Source organism: Enterococcus sp. AZ071 (assembly GCF_050499065.1).
In the GTDB taxonomy this organism is placed as follows: domain Bacteria; phylum Bacillota; class Bacilli; order Lactobacillales; family Enterococcaceae; genus Enterococcus_A; species Enterococcus_A ferrettii.
Window position 1 is genome coordinate 1,784,895 of the sequence record NZ_JBIPAS010000001.1, and the last position, 15,047, is coordinate 1,799,941.

General features: G+C 41.2%; 17 protein-coding genes. 7 read left to right on the forward strand and 10 right to left on the reverse strand.

Going from position 1 to position 15,047, the window contains the following annotated elements:
* Nucleotides 1-12: 12 nt before the first annotated feature.
* The 7 genes from IGI49_RS08780 to IGI49_RS08810 form a co-directional block, all read right to left on the reverse strand.
* Nucleotides 13-984: a signal peptidase I gene (locus IGI49_RS08780; RefSeq protein WP_429964197.1), complete on the reverse strand. Its 972-nt coding sequence runs from the start codon at nucleotides 982-984 to the stop codon at nucleotides 13-15.
* A gap of 13 nt (nucleotides 985-997) precedes the next feature.
* Nucleotides 998-2,092: a glucosaminidase domain-containing protein gene (locus IGI49_RS08785; RefSeq protein WP_429964198.1), complete on the reverse strand. Its 1,095-nt coding sequence runs from the start codon at nucleotides 2,090-2,092 to the stop codon at nucleotides 998-1,000.
* Nucleotides 2,082-2,396 (reverse strand): hypothetical protein, encoded by a 315-nt coding sequence (locus IGI49_RS08790; protein WP_429964199.1) that lies wholly within the window; start codon nucleotides 2,394-2,396, stop codon nucleotides 2,082-2,084. Before IGI49_RS08790 ends, IGI49_RS08785 begins: the two co-directional genes overlap by 11 nt.
* Nucleotides 2,393-2,857, reverse strand: coding sequence for a signal peptidase I (lepB, locus tag IGI49_RS08795; RefSeq protein ID WP_429964200.1), 465 nt, complete (start codon nucleotides 2,855-2,857; stop codon nucleotides 2,393-2,395). The genes IGI49_RS08790 and lepB overlap by 4 nt, the downstream gene beginning before the upstream one ends.
* Nucleotides 2,858-2,908: 51 nt before the next feature.
* Entirely contained in the window at nucleotides 2,909-4,063 is a 1,155-nt protein-coding gene (locus IGI49_RS08800) for a hypothetical protein (RefSeq protein ID WP_429964201.1), read from the reverse strand.
* A 14-nt stretch (nucleotides 4,064-4,077) separates the two neighbouring features.
* Nucleotides 4,078-4,995: a hypothetical protein gene (locus IGI49_RS08805; RefSeq protein WP_429964202.1), complete on the reverse strand. Its 918-nt coding sequence runs from the start codon at nucleotides 4,993-4,995 to the stop codon at nucleotides 4,078-4,080.
* A 402-nt stretch (nucleotides 4,996-5,397) separates the two neighbouring features.
* Entirely contained in the window at nucleotides 5,398-6,504 is a 1,107-nt protein-coding gene (locus IGI49_RS08810) for a tyrosine-type recombinase/integrase (protein ID WP_429964203.1), read from the reverse strand.
* Nucleotides 6,505-7,237: 733 nt separating this feature from the next.
* On the opposite strand from IGI49_RS08810, the gene IGI49_RS08815 reads away from it, so the two are divergent.
* The 6 genes from IGI49_RS08815 (at nucleotide 7,238) to IGI49_RS08840 (ending at nucleotide 10,135) form a co-directional block, all read left to right on the forward strand.
* Nucleotides 7,238-7,963 (forward strand): hypothetical protein, encoded by a 726-nt coding sequence (locus IGI49_RS08815; RefSeq protein WP_429964204.1) that lies wholly within the window; start codon nucleotides 7,238-7,240, stop codon nucleotides 7,961-7,963.
* 391 nt (nucleotides 7,964-8,354) lie between these two features.
* Nucleotides 8,355-8,570 carry a hypothetical protein gene (locus IGI49_RS08820; RefSeq protein ID WP_429964205.1) on the forward strand — a complete coding sequence of 72 codons (216 nt, stop codon included), beginning with the start codon at nucleotides 8,355-8,357 and terminating at the stop codon, nucleotides 8,568-8,570.
* A gap of 2 nt (nucleotides 8,571-8,572) precedes the next feature.
* Nucleotides 8,573-8,815 (forward strand): DUF2922 domain-containing protein, encoded by a 243-nt coding sequence (locus tag IGI49_RS08825; RefSeq protein WP_429964206.1) that lies wholly within the window; start codon nucleotides 8,573-8,575, stop codon nucleotides 8,813-8,815.
* Nucleotides 8,816-8,942: 127 nt separating this feature from the next.
* On the forward strand, nucleotides 8,943-9,329 hold the full coding sequence (locus IGI49_RS08830) for a hypothetical protein (RefSeq protein ID WP_429964207.1): 387 nt from the start codon (nucleotides 8,943-8,945) through the stop codon (nucleotides 9,327-9,329).
* A 58-nt stretch (nucleotides 9,330-9,387) separates the two neighbouring features.
* Complete coding sequence (locus IGI49_RS08835) at nucleotides 9,388-9,969, forward strand: DUF2922 family protein (RefSeq protein WP_429964208.1); 582 nt, start codon at nucleotides 9,388-9,390, stop codon at nucleotides 9,967-9,969.
* 85 nt (nucleotides 9,970-10,054) lie between these two features.
* A complete protein-coding gene (locus tag IGI49_RS08840; protein WP_429964989.1) occupies nucleotides 10,055-10,135 on the forward strand; it encodes a type I toxin-antitoxin system Fst family toxin in 81 nt (26 codons plus the stop codon).
* A 158-nt stretch (nucleotides 10,136-10,293) separates the two neighbouring features.
* Here IGI49_RS08840 and IGI49_RS08845 read toward each other — a convergent pair whose 3' ends face one another.
* From IGI49_RS08845 to IGI49_RS08855, 3 genes are read right to left on the reverse strand one after another with little or no spacing between them, the layout of a single operon-like run.
* The gene (locus IGI49_RS08845) at nucleotides 10,294-11,061 is read right to left on the reverse strand and encodes an acyl-CoA dehydratase activase (protein WP_429964209.1); all 768 of its coding nucleotides are present in this window, start codon (nucleotides 11,059-11,061) and stop codon (nucleotides 10,294-10,296) included.
* Nucleotides 11,049-12,227 (reverse strand): double-cubane-cluster-containing anaerobic reductase, encoded by a 1,179-nt coding sequence (locus tag IGI49_RS08850; RefSeq protein ID WP_429964210.1) that lies wholly within the window; start codon nucleotides 12,225-12,227, stop codon nucleotides 11,049-11,051. Before IGI49_RS08850 ends, IGI49_RS08845 begins: the two co-directional genes overlap by 13 nt.
* A 19-nt stretch (nucleotides 12,228-12,246) precedes the next feature.
* The gene (locus IGI49_RS08855) at nucleotides 12,247-13,623 is read right to left on the reverse strand and encodes a cation:dicarboxylate symporter family transporter (protein ID WP_429964211.1); all 1,377 of its coding nucleotides are present in this window, start codon (nucleotides 13,621-13,623) and stop codon (nucleotides 12,247-12,249) included.
* A 561-nt stretch (nucleotides 13,624-14,184) separates the two neighbouring features.
* Here IGI49_RS08855 and IGI49_RS08860 point away from each other — a divergent pair.
* Nucleotides 14,185-15,030 (forward strand): transporter substrate-binding domain-containing protein, encoded by an 846-nt coding sequence (locus IGI49_RS08860; RefSeq protein ID WP_429964212.1) that lies wholly within the window; start codon nucleotides 14,185-14,187, stop codon nucleotides 15,028-15,030.
* The last annotated feature ends 17 nt before the right edge of the window (nucleotides 15,031-15,047 follow it).

Sequence of the window (15,047 nt, forward strand, 5' to 3'; positions counted from 1 at the left end):
ATGAACAAGCAGTTATACCCCTCTTGGATATTTCGTTTGTTTCATCGGCCGTCTCATTGGTTCTGGCTGCAGAAAATACGCTTTAAGAACTAGAAAGAATCCGAAGGTTGATACCACACACACTAAACACAACCAGAGATTTTCCTGAACAAAGTTCAGAACACTGCCCATTTTGGGAATGACAAAGGATACCTTTCCGTAGATTCTATCCGCGGAAATCGGTGGGTCTTTACTATTGTTGGCATCTCCTTTGGTGACAATGTAGTCGCCCTTTTCTCCGTTTAGTTCGTCTAACCGCTCTACCATCCTATGGGTCAGGTAACGGTCTCCTTCACCCACTTGGAAGGTGACTATGTCGCCTTCTTTGACTTGACTGCCATCTGCCATCTTTACTAATACGATATCTCCCGCATAAAATCCCCGTGAAGGCGAATCTGGTTGTGGAGCCATTGAATTGGTCAAGACTTGGTAGAAACGATAGCCAAAGATCGCGGCATCGGACTTCTCACTGAAGGCAAACATCAAAGAGCTCAATAAAATCCCAATCGTCAATGTATAAAAAAACAAGTTGTACACGAATAAGAAGATTTTGCGATTGGTGGATTTCTTTGCCTCCTGCAACGGTTGCGCTGATTGTGGAGGAGTCATTTTCCGTTGTGGTCTCGCCCCTCTAGGTGGAGACATCCGCTCACGATCATACGTGTCATAAACTGGCCGCGAGTTTCGTGGTGCCAACCGATTGGACGGATAGTTTTCTGAATATCTACCTCGAGTATTTCCTCGTTGTCCATTTATTCTTCTATCCGATTCTCCATAATAACGTTCCTCTGATCGTCTCGGATAAGATCTTTCACGATCCGAATACTCTTCTTCATAGTCAATCCTTTGCGGTGGTCGTCGATTAGAAGGGGGACGTTCACCACTGTAAGGTGATTGTTCTTCATACTCATAGTCCCGTTCTCGATACCCTCGTTGTCTCGACATGTCTCCCCTTCTTTCATTGTGCCGTTCGATTGCCTGCCACCTCTTTTGCTGGTCGTTGAGCAATTGGTGGAAGGAATACCACTGATTGCTTAGTTTCGCTTATCAAAATCTTTGGTTCCTCCGTTGTACTTGATTCAGTTGGTTCATTTTCTTTTTCGGTTTGGGTTGCAGGTAGTTCTGCACTCTCGGTAGGCCTTTCCACCAGTGTACTTAGTTCTTCTACACTTGGTTCTGCATCATACGAAGTTAACTGATAGGTTTCAATCAATGCATTCAACTTTTTATCGTACGAAGTATCGGTCGCATACTTTCCTGTGAGTTCTTTAGTTGCTGCCTGGTAATTTTCTACGTATTCTTTCCAAGTTGCTTGGTAGAAACTAGCGTTGCCTGAGATTCCTTTTTTCAGTAAAGCTGCATAATCTTCTAAGGATTCTTTGTAGCTGGGATACTGTCGAAAAACCGATTGAATCGTGTACAACTGACCGTTTCCTTTATCTTCTTGGGTATTAAATGACACGTTTTTTCCTTGATAACTCCCTTTGATCCCAAACAAATTATGATGAGGCGGTCTTGCTAATTGGCTGTTGCCGGAACCTGTTTCTAAAATTGCCTGAGCAATCATCACTGAAGCATAGAGCCCTTCATCCCAAGCAATGATTTGTGCATCTTTTCCAATAGAGTGGATAAATTCTTCAGTCGTTTGATTCTTCACTACTGAAAACTGATAATTTTCCTCCACTTTTACGGTTGGTAACGTTGTTTGAACTTTAGTAACTGTTTCTGGCATATTTGATGGGGAGACAGTGGATTTTGTCGTCTGGATTTCTGTTCCTTTCGTCATCTCCCTTGCTGTCATCGGTGAGTCAGTAGATTCTCTGACCACGCTACTGCTTTCTTCTATAGAAGAAACAGTCTCATAAGCTCCAGTTGACTCTTCATGTGCTTCACTAACAGTTATCGAACTGCTTTCAATCTTCGGCACTATTTCTGATTGATCCGAAATGGACTCCTGCGTTTCAGCCGATACCGTTTGTCTCACTTGGATCTGATTGCTTGTGACTAGACAGAGTCCAAGGATGAAACACCCCAACAAAACTTTACCCTTCACCTTGTTTCCGCCTTTCCTGCGGTCGTAGTTGTGGATGTTCTCTTGGTCTTCTTGGTCGGGTTGCTGCCTGCTTCAGCTTCATTAAAATTGAGTGATAGTGTAGTGCTGTCATTCTCAAATAAACAGCTAGTAACATCAATAACAGTAGAAGGAAAAGCTGGCTGACCGTCACCACATCTTGGAAATCTGTAAAGTAGAAAAAGATACCTAGTACCAACACACCCAGCAAAATGACTAGCGAAAAGAGCCAATAAATCCAATACCAGAAGGTGTACCATTCAATTTTTTCCTGCAGTGTCTTCATTCAATTCGTACTCCTTCTTTGACGACGCCTAAAATTTGTTCTTCGGTAATCAAGCCAAAATGGCGGCTATCTTTGGAAATAGTGCGATTGTCGCCTAAAATAAAGTAATAGCCTTCTGGAATCTTGTCTCTGGAGAACTCATTCCAGTTAAAGTCTTCCGTTTCTTTGGCAAATTCATCTGAAACAAGTTTTTTATTCACGTATAATTGCCCATCCCGATAAGTTATTCGTTCATTTGGCAGTCCAATGATTCGTTTCAAATAAAGACCCTCTGGATTCTCCGGTGGATGCAGCACCACAACATCGAAACGTTTGGGTTTACGATGTGATATGATCTGAACCACCTCCTGCTCCTTAAATGTTGGATTCATCGATTCGCCGCTGACTGAATATTTTGGATACATCCAGTGGTACATACGAAACGAACTGAAAAAAAGTAAATAACAACAGATAAAGACCATTCCCATTTTTGCTGGAAGAGACCAGCGATAAAAAGTCGAAAATCTTTGACCTCAGCCAACCTCCTGAGCTTCTTTGACTGGTGCATCTCGTTGTTCTCGTACCATTCGTTCCAATAGCGCACTTTCTCCTTGCAAAAGATCAAAGTAAGCAGCTTTGCTCAATAAATTGTCATAATCCATCTTCATTAGCTTTACGTAAGGCTTCCTGAACCATGGACGAGCATGTACTTTCGCCCGCGATTCAATTACTTGGCATTCATACAAAACAAAGTGAATGTCTCTCGTCGAAAGATTGGCTTTGATTTGTTTCACCTGATCCCGCTCGTAAACTAATTTATTACCGGTCACCGTCATCTTTTCAGATTTATTTACCAGCTCACCGTTCAAGTTCCACATCTGTTCCAAAAACCTGGCCTTTTGAAGCAAATACGTATATTCTCGCAAACTGATCTTGATCCGTTTATCCCAATCGTTCTCTTCTTTGTTTTCTCGTTCAAAATATTGAATCCCGCTGTAAAGCATGGATAATTCCAGCTTTTCAATCACCATTTCTAGTTTTTGATTTACAGCTCGCAAACGGGCTTTACTTTGACTTTCCTTCTTTACTTCTTCTTGTTGAACTCGCGCAACATCCTTCGCCTGTTCTTCTGCTTGCTTAATGGGAACGACTGCACTCGTTTCTGATGCTTCCTTTGTTTTAGGCGATACATCTGACAAGTGTTGTCCAGCTAATTCCAGTAATAACTGTTCTGCCCGTTCCAAGGCCTCTTCGGGAGATAAGGGGAATTGTTGGGTCAGACTGTCTTCTAGATGAATGCCGAAAGGAAAGCCGATTTCTCGAAAAGCCAATGGAATAAAATCAAAGCGATAGACTTGTCGGCCATATTTCGGCTCTTCTGTTTGTGCCTTTATCCAAGCAAATTGGGGAAAGAATTGATGAAGCGATTGCCAAAAGCTAGTCCAATCGAAATAGCCAGTTGGCACTAACAGCTCCACATGATAACTGCTGTTCATCAAACGAAATAATTGTTCAAAATGCTGGTAAATCTTTTTCCGCTGGTCCTCCGTCAAAGTGCCATGCGGTGCATACAAATACTCACACGCTCGTTCAATTTCCTCTAACAACGACTGTTTACGCAGCTCCTCTTGCATAATGGGCGCAGGAGTGGGGTATAAGGCGAGTTGATTCTGTGCTTGCTTCACCAAAAACCACCCCTCTTCTATTCGTCATCCAATAAGTTGTCGCTTGTCGCTAACAAACGTACAAAAAATTGGGTCGTTTCTTCTTGTACCGAACGCAGACGCTTGCGGTAATTTCTAATTTCTTGCTTCATTACGCGTAACTCTAATGACGCATCGTGAATCACCTGATGGGCTTCCTGTTCAGCTTGGCTGCGAATCCCTTTGGCTTCGTATTCTGCTCGTTCCAAAATTGCCCGTTCTTGTTTTTTCGTTTCAATCAGGATCGTTGCCAGTTCTGCCTTCATGTCCTCGTTTTCTTTTTGTGTTTGTTTCAGTGACTCAATTTGTCGTTGTGCTTGCACCAAAGCCTCGGTTTGATTGGTTCGATCGTCTTGCAGCTCCGTGTTCAACTGGGCCACTTGATCTGTCAATTTTTGAATCTGAAAATCTTTTTCTGCTTGCAGATTATTCTGCTCGTCTTCTTTTTCTTCACGAAAAGCTTCTAATTGTTGTTCAGATTTCGCTTGTTGTTCGTGTAATTCTTGCTCCTTTTCGGTCAGGGTAGTGGCCATCCCAGTCATTTCCGTTTGTTTGACTTCCAGTTGATGTTTTAACTGAGCGACAGTTTCTTCCAAGCGTTCCACTTCCTGTTGCAGCTGAGTATCTGGTTCTTTCCGAGATTCTTTTTCAGCTTTTTGTGCTGGAAAGGACTCCATATCTTCTTCATATCGGGCATCGTATCGTTCATCTACAGGTGCAGCTGTCCGTCTTCTGGAGCGATGCTCCCCGCGATCATACCCACTAGAGCTATCAACAGGACGTTCATAGCCTTCCTCTTGATACGAGTCATACCCGTAATCTTCTTCATATCCTTCGTTGTCGTATTCATCGTAATAGTAATCATCTTGCGTTGATTCTTGATAAGCATTCTTCTTTTGCTTGCCTAAACCGAACATATGGCTTTCCTCCTCTATGCGATTTCTCTATCTATTCATCTATACTTTGATAAATATTGTTTATTCCTCTATACTTTCTTAAAAGCACTACGCTCGTTTTGCTTTTTTTTACTTGGTATTAGAAATACTAAGAACCCCCTCAGAAACCCTTTTACAGCAACAAAAAAAACCATCCTCTGACGAAGCATGACGGTATAAAAGTATGGGTACTGGTCAGTAAATAATTTTTATTAAATAACAAGGAGACTAAACAAGTGTTTTCAATTTAAATAACGTATGTTATATTAAAATATCGCGTTATCTTGCGATTTCACACTTCAGAAAGCGCTTACTTGAGTTAGGCAAACTGTTTCCCTCCGGAAGAGAAAAATTCTTTTTTTAAAAACGTTTTAATTTAATAACCTAACTAATCGCCTGTTCCATTTGTACGACTACTTGGATTTGTTGCTCCATCAATGAGCCAGCATAGGTATCTAACGTCATTTGGGTAGAGCTGTGCCCCATTAAAGCACTCACACTCATAATGTCGCCTTTGCTCTCCAAGCAACGGGTCGCAAACGTATGGCGTAATTGATGGAAATGGATGGTTGCCAGTCCTGCTTTTCGACGTAGCTTATGGAAATGGTAGGTAATCAGTCTCGGCTCGATCGGTTCGCTCTTATTGGAGAGAATAAATTCTCCTTTTGCCTTCTTCTTTCGTTCCAACAACACCTGCCGCAACAGCTTGCTCATAGGAATCGAACGGGTCGAAGTAGCTGTCTTAGAGCTCGAGTAGAGCAAGCCTGTCTTTTTTCCAGAATATAATCCTATAATTCGTTGAAAGGTGGATCGTACATGGATAAGGTTGTTGTCAAAATCAATATCCTGCCAAGCCAAAGCCGCTGTTTCGCCAATACGAAGACCGGCATGCAGTGCCAACAAGGTTGGCAAACCTCTGTCCTTTTTTTCTGATAAAGCTGCCGTCTCCAGCTTTTTTTGTTCTTGTCTAGTGATGGCTTGATTTTTCCTTTTTTCCACTTTGGGCAACTTCACAGATAGGAATGGATTTACGTTGATTCGTTGTTTCCGTAGCGCATTGGCCAAACACTGATTCGTAATCCGAAAGATTACTTGAATGGTGGAAGGCTTCAGCTTGCGCTGCAGCAAGGAGGCTAATAATTCTTCTCCCACTGCTTCATCCAATTCATTCAAGCTATATTCGCCTATCGCAGATAAGACATAGCGAACCAGTTTATGCTCGTAGTTGGCATAGGTCGCCGGTTTAACGGTTGGTTGAACATCATGCAGCCAGATATAGCCCCACTCCCGAAGAGAGATAGTAGCATCTCCCTGAACGTTTTGAATCAGCTGATATTTCACCTTCAACGGGTACAGCTTTTCCCGCACCTGGGTTAATGTCTTTCCGTAGACAGAGCCGTACAAAAGTTTGCCATTCGATTTTCTTCCTTTTTTATACCTTCCTTCCCATCGTTTGTCTTTCCGCCGATAGATATTTTCTCCTCTGCGCATTTTGTTACTTCCCTTCTATAAAAAGTACGGTTTTTTGACGGCTAATAGGATCACTCGATTTCTTCGTGTTTTTTTTGCAAACACGTCTATCAATAATTACAAAAACGACCGAAAAAATTCACTTTAATTATTTTTTCAAAATATATTGCGTATTTTTTCAGAGTATTCTATAATTAGACTAGTAATTAGCCATTGATAAATAAAAAACATAACTACCTATTAATAGTCTTCTGAAAACTTCTTAGTATTTCTAATACCAAGAATTTTTTTATTTTTTTAAAATAACTGTATTTATTTAATCAACTTGTTTTTCCTTAATGTTTTTTATCCCAATTCCCCTAAAGATAATTATTACACAAGAACAATCATTAATAAAATTAAATTTTATTAAATGCCCTATGAAGGAGTAAATTAATGTTTATTGTATCTACATCCCCCACGACGTATTTTTAACTTTTGGCAGTGTTTTTAGTTTATAATCGTAGATGTTATGAAGAGAGTCGTCTCTTTCTCTTCTAACAATCAATCGTATGAAGATGCCATGGCCAAATGAAAGAAACTGAATGAAACTGCGTCACGTCTCAGTAGCAGGTAGTGATAGGGCCCTATTCATTGCCAATTGTTTATGAACGAGTACTTTTCACGCGCGATAAAAAGTACCGATGATCGATTCATTTATTCCCCATTTCGCTGGCATCCCACAAAAAATGAAAAATGCAGGGGTGACAAACATATGTACAAACTAACAACTACATTTGAACTGCTAAATGAAAACGATTTAGCTGTAAAACTGGACGCTTTTCCAGAAAACCACGTACCATCTTTGGTATTTCCTATGCCCGATCGGAATGAAAGTATTCTTTTCTTTCAAAACAAGCAGTATCATCAATCCAACCAAACCCGAACCACCTTACAAAAACATGCGAAAAAAATGAATTTTCTAGATTATTCTGCACTCGCTCATACCCTGAGACGGTTCGACTGTTTCAGTAAACGAAACAGTCCAATGGCTAGTTTGTCTTCGGTCATTTTCCCATTGGGACAGCCGCAGCATAGTCCGTGGATCAATCCGGTGGAAATTAAGGAGCTGAAAGAAAAAGGCCTATTCACGCTTATTCATCTAGTGAATGGCTCAACAATCCAAACGACGCTAACCATTCGGACAATTCGAAACCGATCTGAGCAGGCGTTGTCTATTCTTTCATTGCTTCAACGCGATTACTTACAGTCGTCTGCTGCTTCGCCTTTATCAGTTCTGCAGCTGCCGGATACTCCGTTTCTGCGCTCCCTTAGTCAACGAGCGCTGCTAAAAAAATTTCCACTTCCAGTTGGCGCCTTGAAGGAAGCCTATGAAAGGGACTATGCGCTGCAAACATTCTTACGGCTTGGTCGTTCAATCGATCCAGCAGAATGGAATTATGAGACCTTTTCTGATTTACTGACTAAACTGATCAACTAATTTTATTGCTTTATACAGGTTGCCTTCGTTATCTTATTCCCCTTTCGGGAAGCGAAGGCAACTTTTTTTGTCTGCCCTTTCTAGTCATTTCACATTACAAAATCCTTTTATACGAACCTAAATGACACTTATTTTCACAATCATCCCTCTATTTTCCTTGGAAACAATACTTTTCTTTGACCCCATAAATACGACACTTTTTCTTTGACTGAAACAAGCAAAACCCTATTGAATCAAGATTTCTCGAAATTTTCATGGTCGTATTTGTAGGGTCAGGTACCTATTTGTACAGTTTTCAAATTTTTGTTATTCAAGTATGGTTTAATCACCGGCCGGGAAACACAACAAGCATCACCAAATAAACCAAAAACAGAAAACGGAGGAATGAACATTGATTCAAAAGTTAGGCACAAAATTACAGGTACAAATCGAACAAGCAGGGGAAGACAAACAGAAGAAAGTAAATTTTTCAAATGTGATTGATAATCCACCAGAAGAAGATGTGGTGAAATTAGGGGAAATTATGGCAGAGCTATCCCAGCAAGACAGTTCACTAGACAGTGTGATTATGACTGTCCAATCAAGAATTATGAAGGAGGTTGAATAAGCATGAATCGAGTTGTTAAGTTAGTTTCCATTTTTAGAAATGGGGCAGGAAAATCACAAACCTGGAGTTTGAGCAATCCAGACACTACTAAGGCTCCCTCACAGATCAAAGGACTGTTAGGAGAACTGGCTCAATTGAATTTGTTTCAGAAGGATGGGATTCGTTTATTTGAAACAGTTGTTAGTGCGAAGTATGTCGAAACGATTGAAACAACGATCTTTGAAGAAGAACTTGTTGCACGGTAATTGAATTTTTGAGAAGCTGCGGCAGACGTGCCGTGCTTCTCTTACTTAATGCATTTAGCTGGATTTCCTAGGTATCCAGCTTATCTACAAATTATCTACTATTACAAATAAAAAGGAGAAATTTATTATGTCAGAGCAACCCTTCACCCACCAACAACTATTTAACCTTAAACTCGAAACCATCGAGCAAAGACTCATGGAATACTATCAGGAAACCCAAAATGGCACCATGACCATCAAACTATTGCTTGCTTTACGTGTACGTTATCAGCTTGGTGCGAAGGAGTTCGCTCTGGTATTGCAGGATTTAGTTCGTTACTTATTTATGAATACTAAAGCAACGAAAACCATGAAGCAGTTTTTCTGGTATTTCGTGGATTATTTTGAAACCAGTGAATTACGGATACTGGGCTTAAAACTGAATCCTGTTCGCAAGTTTATTGAAAAAACCAAGTCTCTTATAAAATCAGTAGCTAAGATTTTCCAAAACGATACGGACTCTGAAGCCACCTGAAAATGATACTTACTGTCTGTCTCACCTACGCAAATAAAAACCGAAAGGAGTTAAGTAAATGATCAAACTAGTATCCACCTTCCTGAACAGCGAAGGCAAAACGCATAATTTTACTTTTAAAAATCCGGATACTACAAAAAGTCCGGAAGAAATCAAAGAATCACTGAATTTGTTAAGCAGCTTAAATCTATTTGAAAAAGATGGCGTTGGCCTATTCCAAGAAGTAGTGAAGGCCAAGTATGTAGAAACCATCGAACGACCAATTTTTGAGGGAGATGAATTGTTCGGTGAGCCAGCATCGATTGAAGATATCCCAGAAGAAGCGACCTTACCAGAAGAGGTTGATACTGCCAGCCTTGAAGAGCTAAAGGCCAAAAGCTCTTGGCGTGAATTGCCGCAAGTACCGAAAGTCTCCTTATCTTCCTCAGCTAAAGAGGAAGTTTCTATAGATGAATTAAACGAAGCACCTGAAACTAATTTCAAAGCACTTACTATAGAAGAAACGGATCAAAAGATTCCTAATTTGACAAATGAGCCTTCCAACAAGCCGTATGACATAGTCAAAGAAATGCTCCGGCGAAAGCTGCGAAGAAGGAAAAAGGAAGAAGAGCGACAGCATTCACCGGATTCTTCCTCTTGAAGCTAGTTTGATCCAGCGTAGGTACGGACCAGATTAGTCGGATCACTGCCCTCCACTGAAAGGGGGTGATGGTTTGCGATCCTTGATGCAATACATTTTAGCCCCTATTTTCGTGGGGCTGGTTATTGCTTTGTTTAACCACTGGTTAGACGGTCACGATCCTTGAAAATTGAATAAGCACAACTACCTGCGAAGATGGCGCCCTTCGCAGGTAGGGTGTTCCAGCTTAACAAATAAATTTTTGTTTCTATATAAATAATAAATAAAAGCAGTAAAAAAAGAGCCATCCTTTTTCAGAACAGCTCTTCCCTTTCAAATGAATGACTATAATTTTCTTTGTCCAATCTGTGCAGCACCGATAGCACCGGCATATTGCGACAGCTCATTGGTATGAACCGGCGCATGGACATATGTGGACAAGACTTCCGCAAATTGAGTACTGCGGGAAAGTCCGCCGGTGAAGAGAACTTCCTCTCCACGTTTTGGCCGCAGCTTGGAATATTGACTGCTGATACGTTTAGCGATCGAGTGCAGAACTCCGCAAGCAATGTCTTCCCTTTTCTCACCTTTGGAAATCAGACCGATAACCTCTGATTCTGCAAAAACGGTGCACATGCTGTTGATGGTTACTGGTTCGCCTTTTGAAGCAAATTGATCTAGCTTAGTGATATCTTCACCTAAGGTTCGCATCATCACCTCAACGAAACGGCCTGTTCCTGCTGCACAGCGGTCATTCATGTTGAACTCAACCACGGTTCCCTTGCCGTTTAGCTGAATGGTTTTGCAATCTTGTCCGCCGATATCGATAACCTGCTTAATGCCTGGCTGTAGATACTCGGCCCCTTTTCCATGGCAGCTGATCTCGGTAATGGCCAGATCGCTGTCGATCAGTTTACGGCCATAACCTGTGGTAATCAACTTGCTGTTCACATCGGTCAGCTGATACTTTTCAGTAAAACGAGCCAGGATCTCTTCCATCGCCCCTCGGGGATTGCCGCCGGTTGGGATCAGATATTTATCTAGTAATTGATCCGCTGAGAAAAGAACCCCTTTGGTCGTGGTGGAGCCAGAATCCATGCCTATATAGAACATGCTTTTTCTTCCTCTAACATTTCGATAAAGGCCGTTACCCGCGTATTGATCTGCTCAATATCGGAAGTGGAATAGTCGGTTTCTAAATATAGGTACGGCGTATCCTTTTCTTCATTCAGGTATCGTTTGATCTTCAGCGATTCAACCGAGAATGGAATACAGTTTTGCAGCACCATATCGATTACTCCATCGACTTGATAGTCATCGACCATTTGACTTAACAGGTCTTTTCTTGGCTGGTTGTTGGACATGCAGGCACAGCCGATATTAATATATTTATCCACTAAAGCTTGGTAAACGTCTGCGGTATCTTCCTCTACCAGTCGTTCTACCGCTTTACTTACCGTACAATTTTCGAAAGCGACTACGATTCCGCCGTTGTCTTCAATAGCCTTAATAACTTTTTCGGTCACGCCGCCCATAGGAGAACCCGTGATGAGAATACGTGGTTTTCTAGGCAATGTTTTACCGGCTTCGTAGCCTTCTTTTACTTTATCTGTCGTTTCTTCCAGCATTTGAATTACTTCTTGTTTATCAAATTTGTATTGTGACCCGTACATCACCTGGAAGATTTCGGTACCGCTGATAGCTGGCGGGTTCAGCTGTCCTAAGCGATAAAAGTTTTGTTTAGCACGGCGTTCCTGGTTTTTCATTTTTATTGCTTCTTGAATTTGTTCCTCTGTAATCGTTACGTCGAAGAAGTCTTCCAATTTTTCTTTGAAATTTACCAATTCGCTGTACCAGAGCTTTTTGCTGGCTTCGCTGTCACGGTTATGAGGCAAATGCATCAAGTACGTGTCCTTGAATTCTTCCATGTATTCATACATTTTCTTTTTGCCATCGCAAGTGGTTTCACCTACCACCAAATCAGAGAAATAGAAGTATGGACATTTATCGGTCTTACCGAAGCCATAGCTCGACTTGATTAAAGGACATAAATTTCGCGGCAAATCTTCCTCTGCATCTGGAATGGTTTCGTCTGAGGTAGAACACAGACTAATTTGAATGGCACCGCTGGCCATGACTAGCTCTTCGGGCATAAAGGTACAATAAACACCAACAACGGCTTGACCCTGTTCCTTCAAGTTCTTAACGGTTAGAAATCCTTGCCGCCGTGCTTCACCGAATTCGTCAAATACTTCAGGTAATTCTGTTCGTAGTTCCATACTTCTTTTCCTCCTTTTTTTACTTCGTTGTTAACACTGTTTCTTTGTTTTCCTTCGTTTGCTTCAAGTCAACGCCATTAACCTTGCAGGTAACCATGCTGGCAACAACACCGCCGTTCAAATTCACTGCGGTACGTCCCATATCAACTAATGGTTCGATGGCAATAAAGACGCCTGCCAAGCCAACCGGAAGCCCTAAAGCAGATAGTGAAATAATGGTTGCCACGGTTCCACCACCGCCCGTACCCGCGATCCAAAATGAGGTCATGGCAATCACAAAGGCTGCGTAAAATAGAAATGATGGCGACAAAGGATTGATCCCTTGAGTGACCGCTACGATTGCAATAATAATCCCAGGATAAAGACCGGCACAGCCGTTCATTCCCATGGAAGTCGCAAATGAAGCACTTAAGCTTGAAATCCCTTTAGGAATCCCCAGCTCTTCTTGCATTTCCAAATTCATCGGCATGGAGCCCGCACTTGATGAAGTGATAAAGGCAAAAGACAGAACTGGCAAAGCTTTTTTCAAGTAGCGAATTGGCGACATACCGCAGGCTGCCATAATTCCTAATTGAATGATGAACTGAATCAGCATAGCCACATAGCAGGCCACAAAGAATTGCGCCAGCTTCCAAACTGCTGATAAATCATTGTTCACAACGGTTGTAGTCATGATAGTCAAAACAGCATACGGTGCAAAGGATAGAAACAAACGAACCACTGACATAACAATTTCGTAAATGCTGTCCATTCCACGGCGGAACAAATCCGCTTCTTTTGGTTTTTTATCCTTAATACGCAGATAAGCGACCCCAATGAACAAGGCGAAAATGACTACGCCTAAGGTTGCGCTTGCTCGTTGGCCAGTTAAATCAAAGAACGGATTCGATGGGAAAATTGCTACGATCTTTTGCGGCAAGGACAAGGTGTGCTCCCCACCAGTTACATAATTTTTTTCAATATCGTTCGCAGCACTTAACGCCGATTGGCTGATGTTGAAGGTACTTCCGTCAATATTTGCAAAGTAACCTGTCGCAATTCCGACAATTCCCGCGATTCCGGCTGTAACAATTAATGTGCCAACAATCGTAACACCAATTTTTAATACGTTGGTTTTAATTTCGATTTTCGTGAAGGCTAAGATGACACAGACCAAAATCAGCGGCATTGCGATCATTTGCAACAGCTTCACATAGATACTGCCGAACATACCAATCCAATCAGAAAAGACTGCACCCTCTGCTGAAGAGAACAGCTGGTTGAACACAAACCCTAAAACAATCCCTAATACCAACGCAAAAACAACCCGTTTAGAAAAAGGAACTTTTTTCTTTTTCAAATAAATAAGTCCATAAATAGCAGCAATCATAATAACAAACGACAAAGCAATTAGCATGTTTACACTCTCCCAAATAATTTTTAGGAAGTCTACTCCTTGTCACTTCAACAAGATTTCATTTAAACATCCAGACACGACAAAAAAACATACACCTATCGTATGTTTTCCCTCATATCCTAAATTTTGTGACACCAATCACATAAAAGCGCACACAAAAAAACAGTTTGAAGGAAAGACGATCGACTTCACTAACTTAGAACCTCTAAGCGTATGACCTACTCAAAGTCAAAAACGTTGACGCAACATCTTTCCCACCTGCCTTTTACTAAATGAAAATCTTCATCCAAAGTATAACCGAAAAGCCTGACAAAAGGCAATCAGTCATGAGGATTTGATGAGACAATTCACAAGTTAGCGATATCCCAGAAAAATCTGATATTCCGAGGTATTTTTGGTCGATAATAGGAATCTAATTTGTAAAATTGGGTTACTTTTTTAGCGAATTCTTTGAAAAAGAGACTCAAAGGACTGATTGACACCACCTGTTCAAGAATGTACACTTAGTTAAAATTAGATGAATAATTTTTGAACAAACAATGAGAAAAGGGGTATTTATCTATGGGGAAGAATAAATTTTTGAAAAAGTTGGCGGTACTTGGTGTACTAACGTTATCTGGGATCGTACTGACAGCTTGCGGCAATAACGATGATTCGGCAACTGGTGACAGTGATGCGGCTTCAGCAGATGATGTTCGAGTAGTCAAGATTGGTATTGGGAATGCCTACAATCCATTTTGTTATTTAGACGAAAACGAAGAGCTGGCAGGTTACGAGTATGAAGTATTGAAGTTGGTCGATGAAAAACTCCCACAATATAAGTTCAGCTATGAACCAACAGAATTCTCTAACATCTTGGTGGGTCTGGATACTGGTACCTATGATATGGGTGTACACGGCTTTGGTTGGAATGAAGACCGTGCCAAAAAATATCTTTACTCTGAAACGCCTAGTGTAACCACTGGCGGCTATGTGATCTTAGGTGCAGAAGGCAAGAATTTTAAGACCTTGGATGATTTAGCTGGTAAAAAAGTCCAAGTAAAAACTGGTGGAAATGTATCGAACCTATTGGAGACTTACAACAAGGAAAATCCTAAAAAAGCCGTTGAAATTGTTTATGAAGATTCAGAAAACGAGCAAATCGTCAGCAATCTGACGAACGGGGTTTACGATGCTTATATTAATGAAAAAATTGATGCAGACCAATGGGTGAAGCAATTTGACGGGTTAGAACAATATGGCTCAAACATCTTTGGCGACAAAGCTGATTCTGGCTGCTACTACCTGTACAACAAAGACGATGAACAATTAGAAAAAGATGTCAGTGCTGCGTTGAAAGAATTGCATGAAGAAGGCAAAACTGGCAAGCTCTCTACTGAATACTTGGGTGAAGATTATACAAAATAAGAAGCTTTAGGGAAAAG

Coding starts and splice junctions, on each gene's coding strand:
- IGI49_RS08780 (WP_429964197.1), bottom strand. CDS start 984: ATGTCGAGACAACGAGGGTATCGAGAACGGGACTATGAGTATGAAGAA.
- IGI49_RS08790 (WP_429964199.1), bottom strand. CDS start 2,396: ATGAAGACACTGCAGGAAAAAATTGAATGGTACACCTTCTGGTATTGG.
- lepB (WP_429964200.1), bottom strand. CDS start 2,857: ATGGTCTTTATCTGTTGTTATTTACTTTTTTTCAGTTCGTTTCGTATG.
- IGI49_RS08805 (WP_429964202.1), bottom strand. CDS start 4,995: ATGTTCGGTTTAGGCAAGCAAAAGAAGAATGCTTATCAAGAATCAACG.
- IGI49_RS08810 (WP_429964203.1), bottom strand. CDS start 6,504: ATGCGCAGAGGAGAAAATATCTATCGGCGGAAAGACAAACGATGGGAA.
- IGI49_RS08815 (WP_429964204.1), top strand. CDS start 7,238: ATGTACAAACTAACAACTACATTTGAACTGCTAAATGAAAACGATTTA.
- IGI49_RS08825 (WP_429964206.1), top strand. CDS start 8,573: ATGAATCGAGTTGTTAAGTTAGTTTCCATTTTTAGAAATGGGGCAGGA.
- IGI49_RS08830 (WP_429964207.1), top strand. CDS start 8,943: ATGTCAGAGCAACCCTTCACCCACCAACAACTATTTAACCTTAAACTC.
- IGI49_RS08835 (WP_429964208.1), top strand. CDS start 9,388: ATGATCAAACTAGTATCCACCTTCCTGAACAGCGAAGGCAAAACGCAT.
- IGI49_RS08840 (WP_429964989.1), top strand. CDS start 10,055: ATGCAATACATTTTAGCCCCTATTTTCGTGGGGCTGGTTATTGCTTTG.
- IGI49_RS08845 (WP_429964209.1), bottom strand. CDS start 11,061: ATGTTCTATATAGGCATGGATTCTGGCTCCACCACGACCAAAGGGGTT.
- IGI49_RS08850 (WP_429964210.1), bottom strand. CDS start 12,227: ATGGAACTACGAACAGAATTACCTGAAGTATTTGACGAATTCGGTGAA.
- IGI49_RS08855 (WP_429964211.1), bottom strand. CDS start 13,623: ATGCTAATTGCTTTGTCGTTTGTTATTATGATTGCTGCTATTTATGGA.
- IGI49_RS08860 (WP_429964212.1), top strand. CDS start 14,185: ATGGGGAAGAATAAATTTTTGAAAAAGTTGGCGGTACTTGGTGTACTA.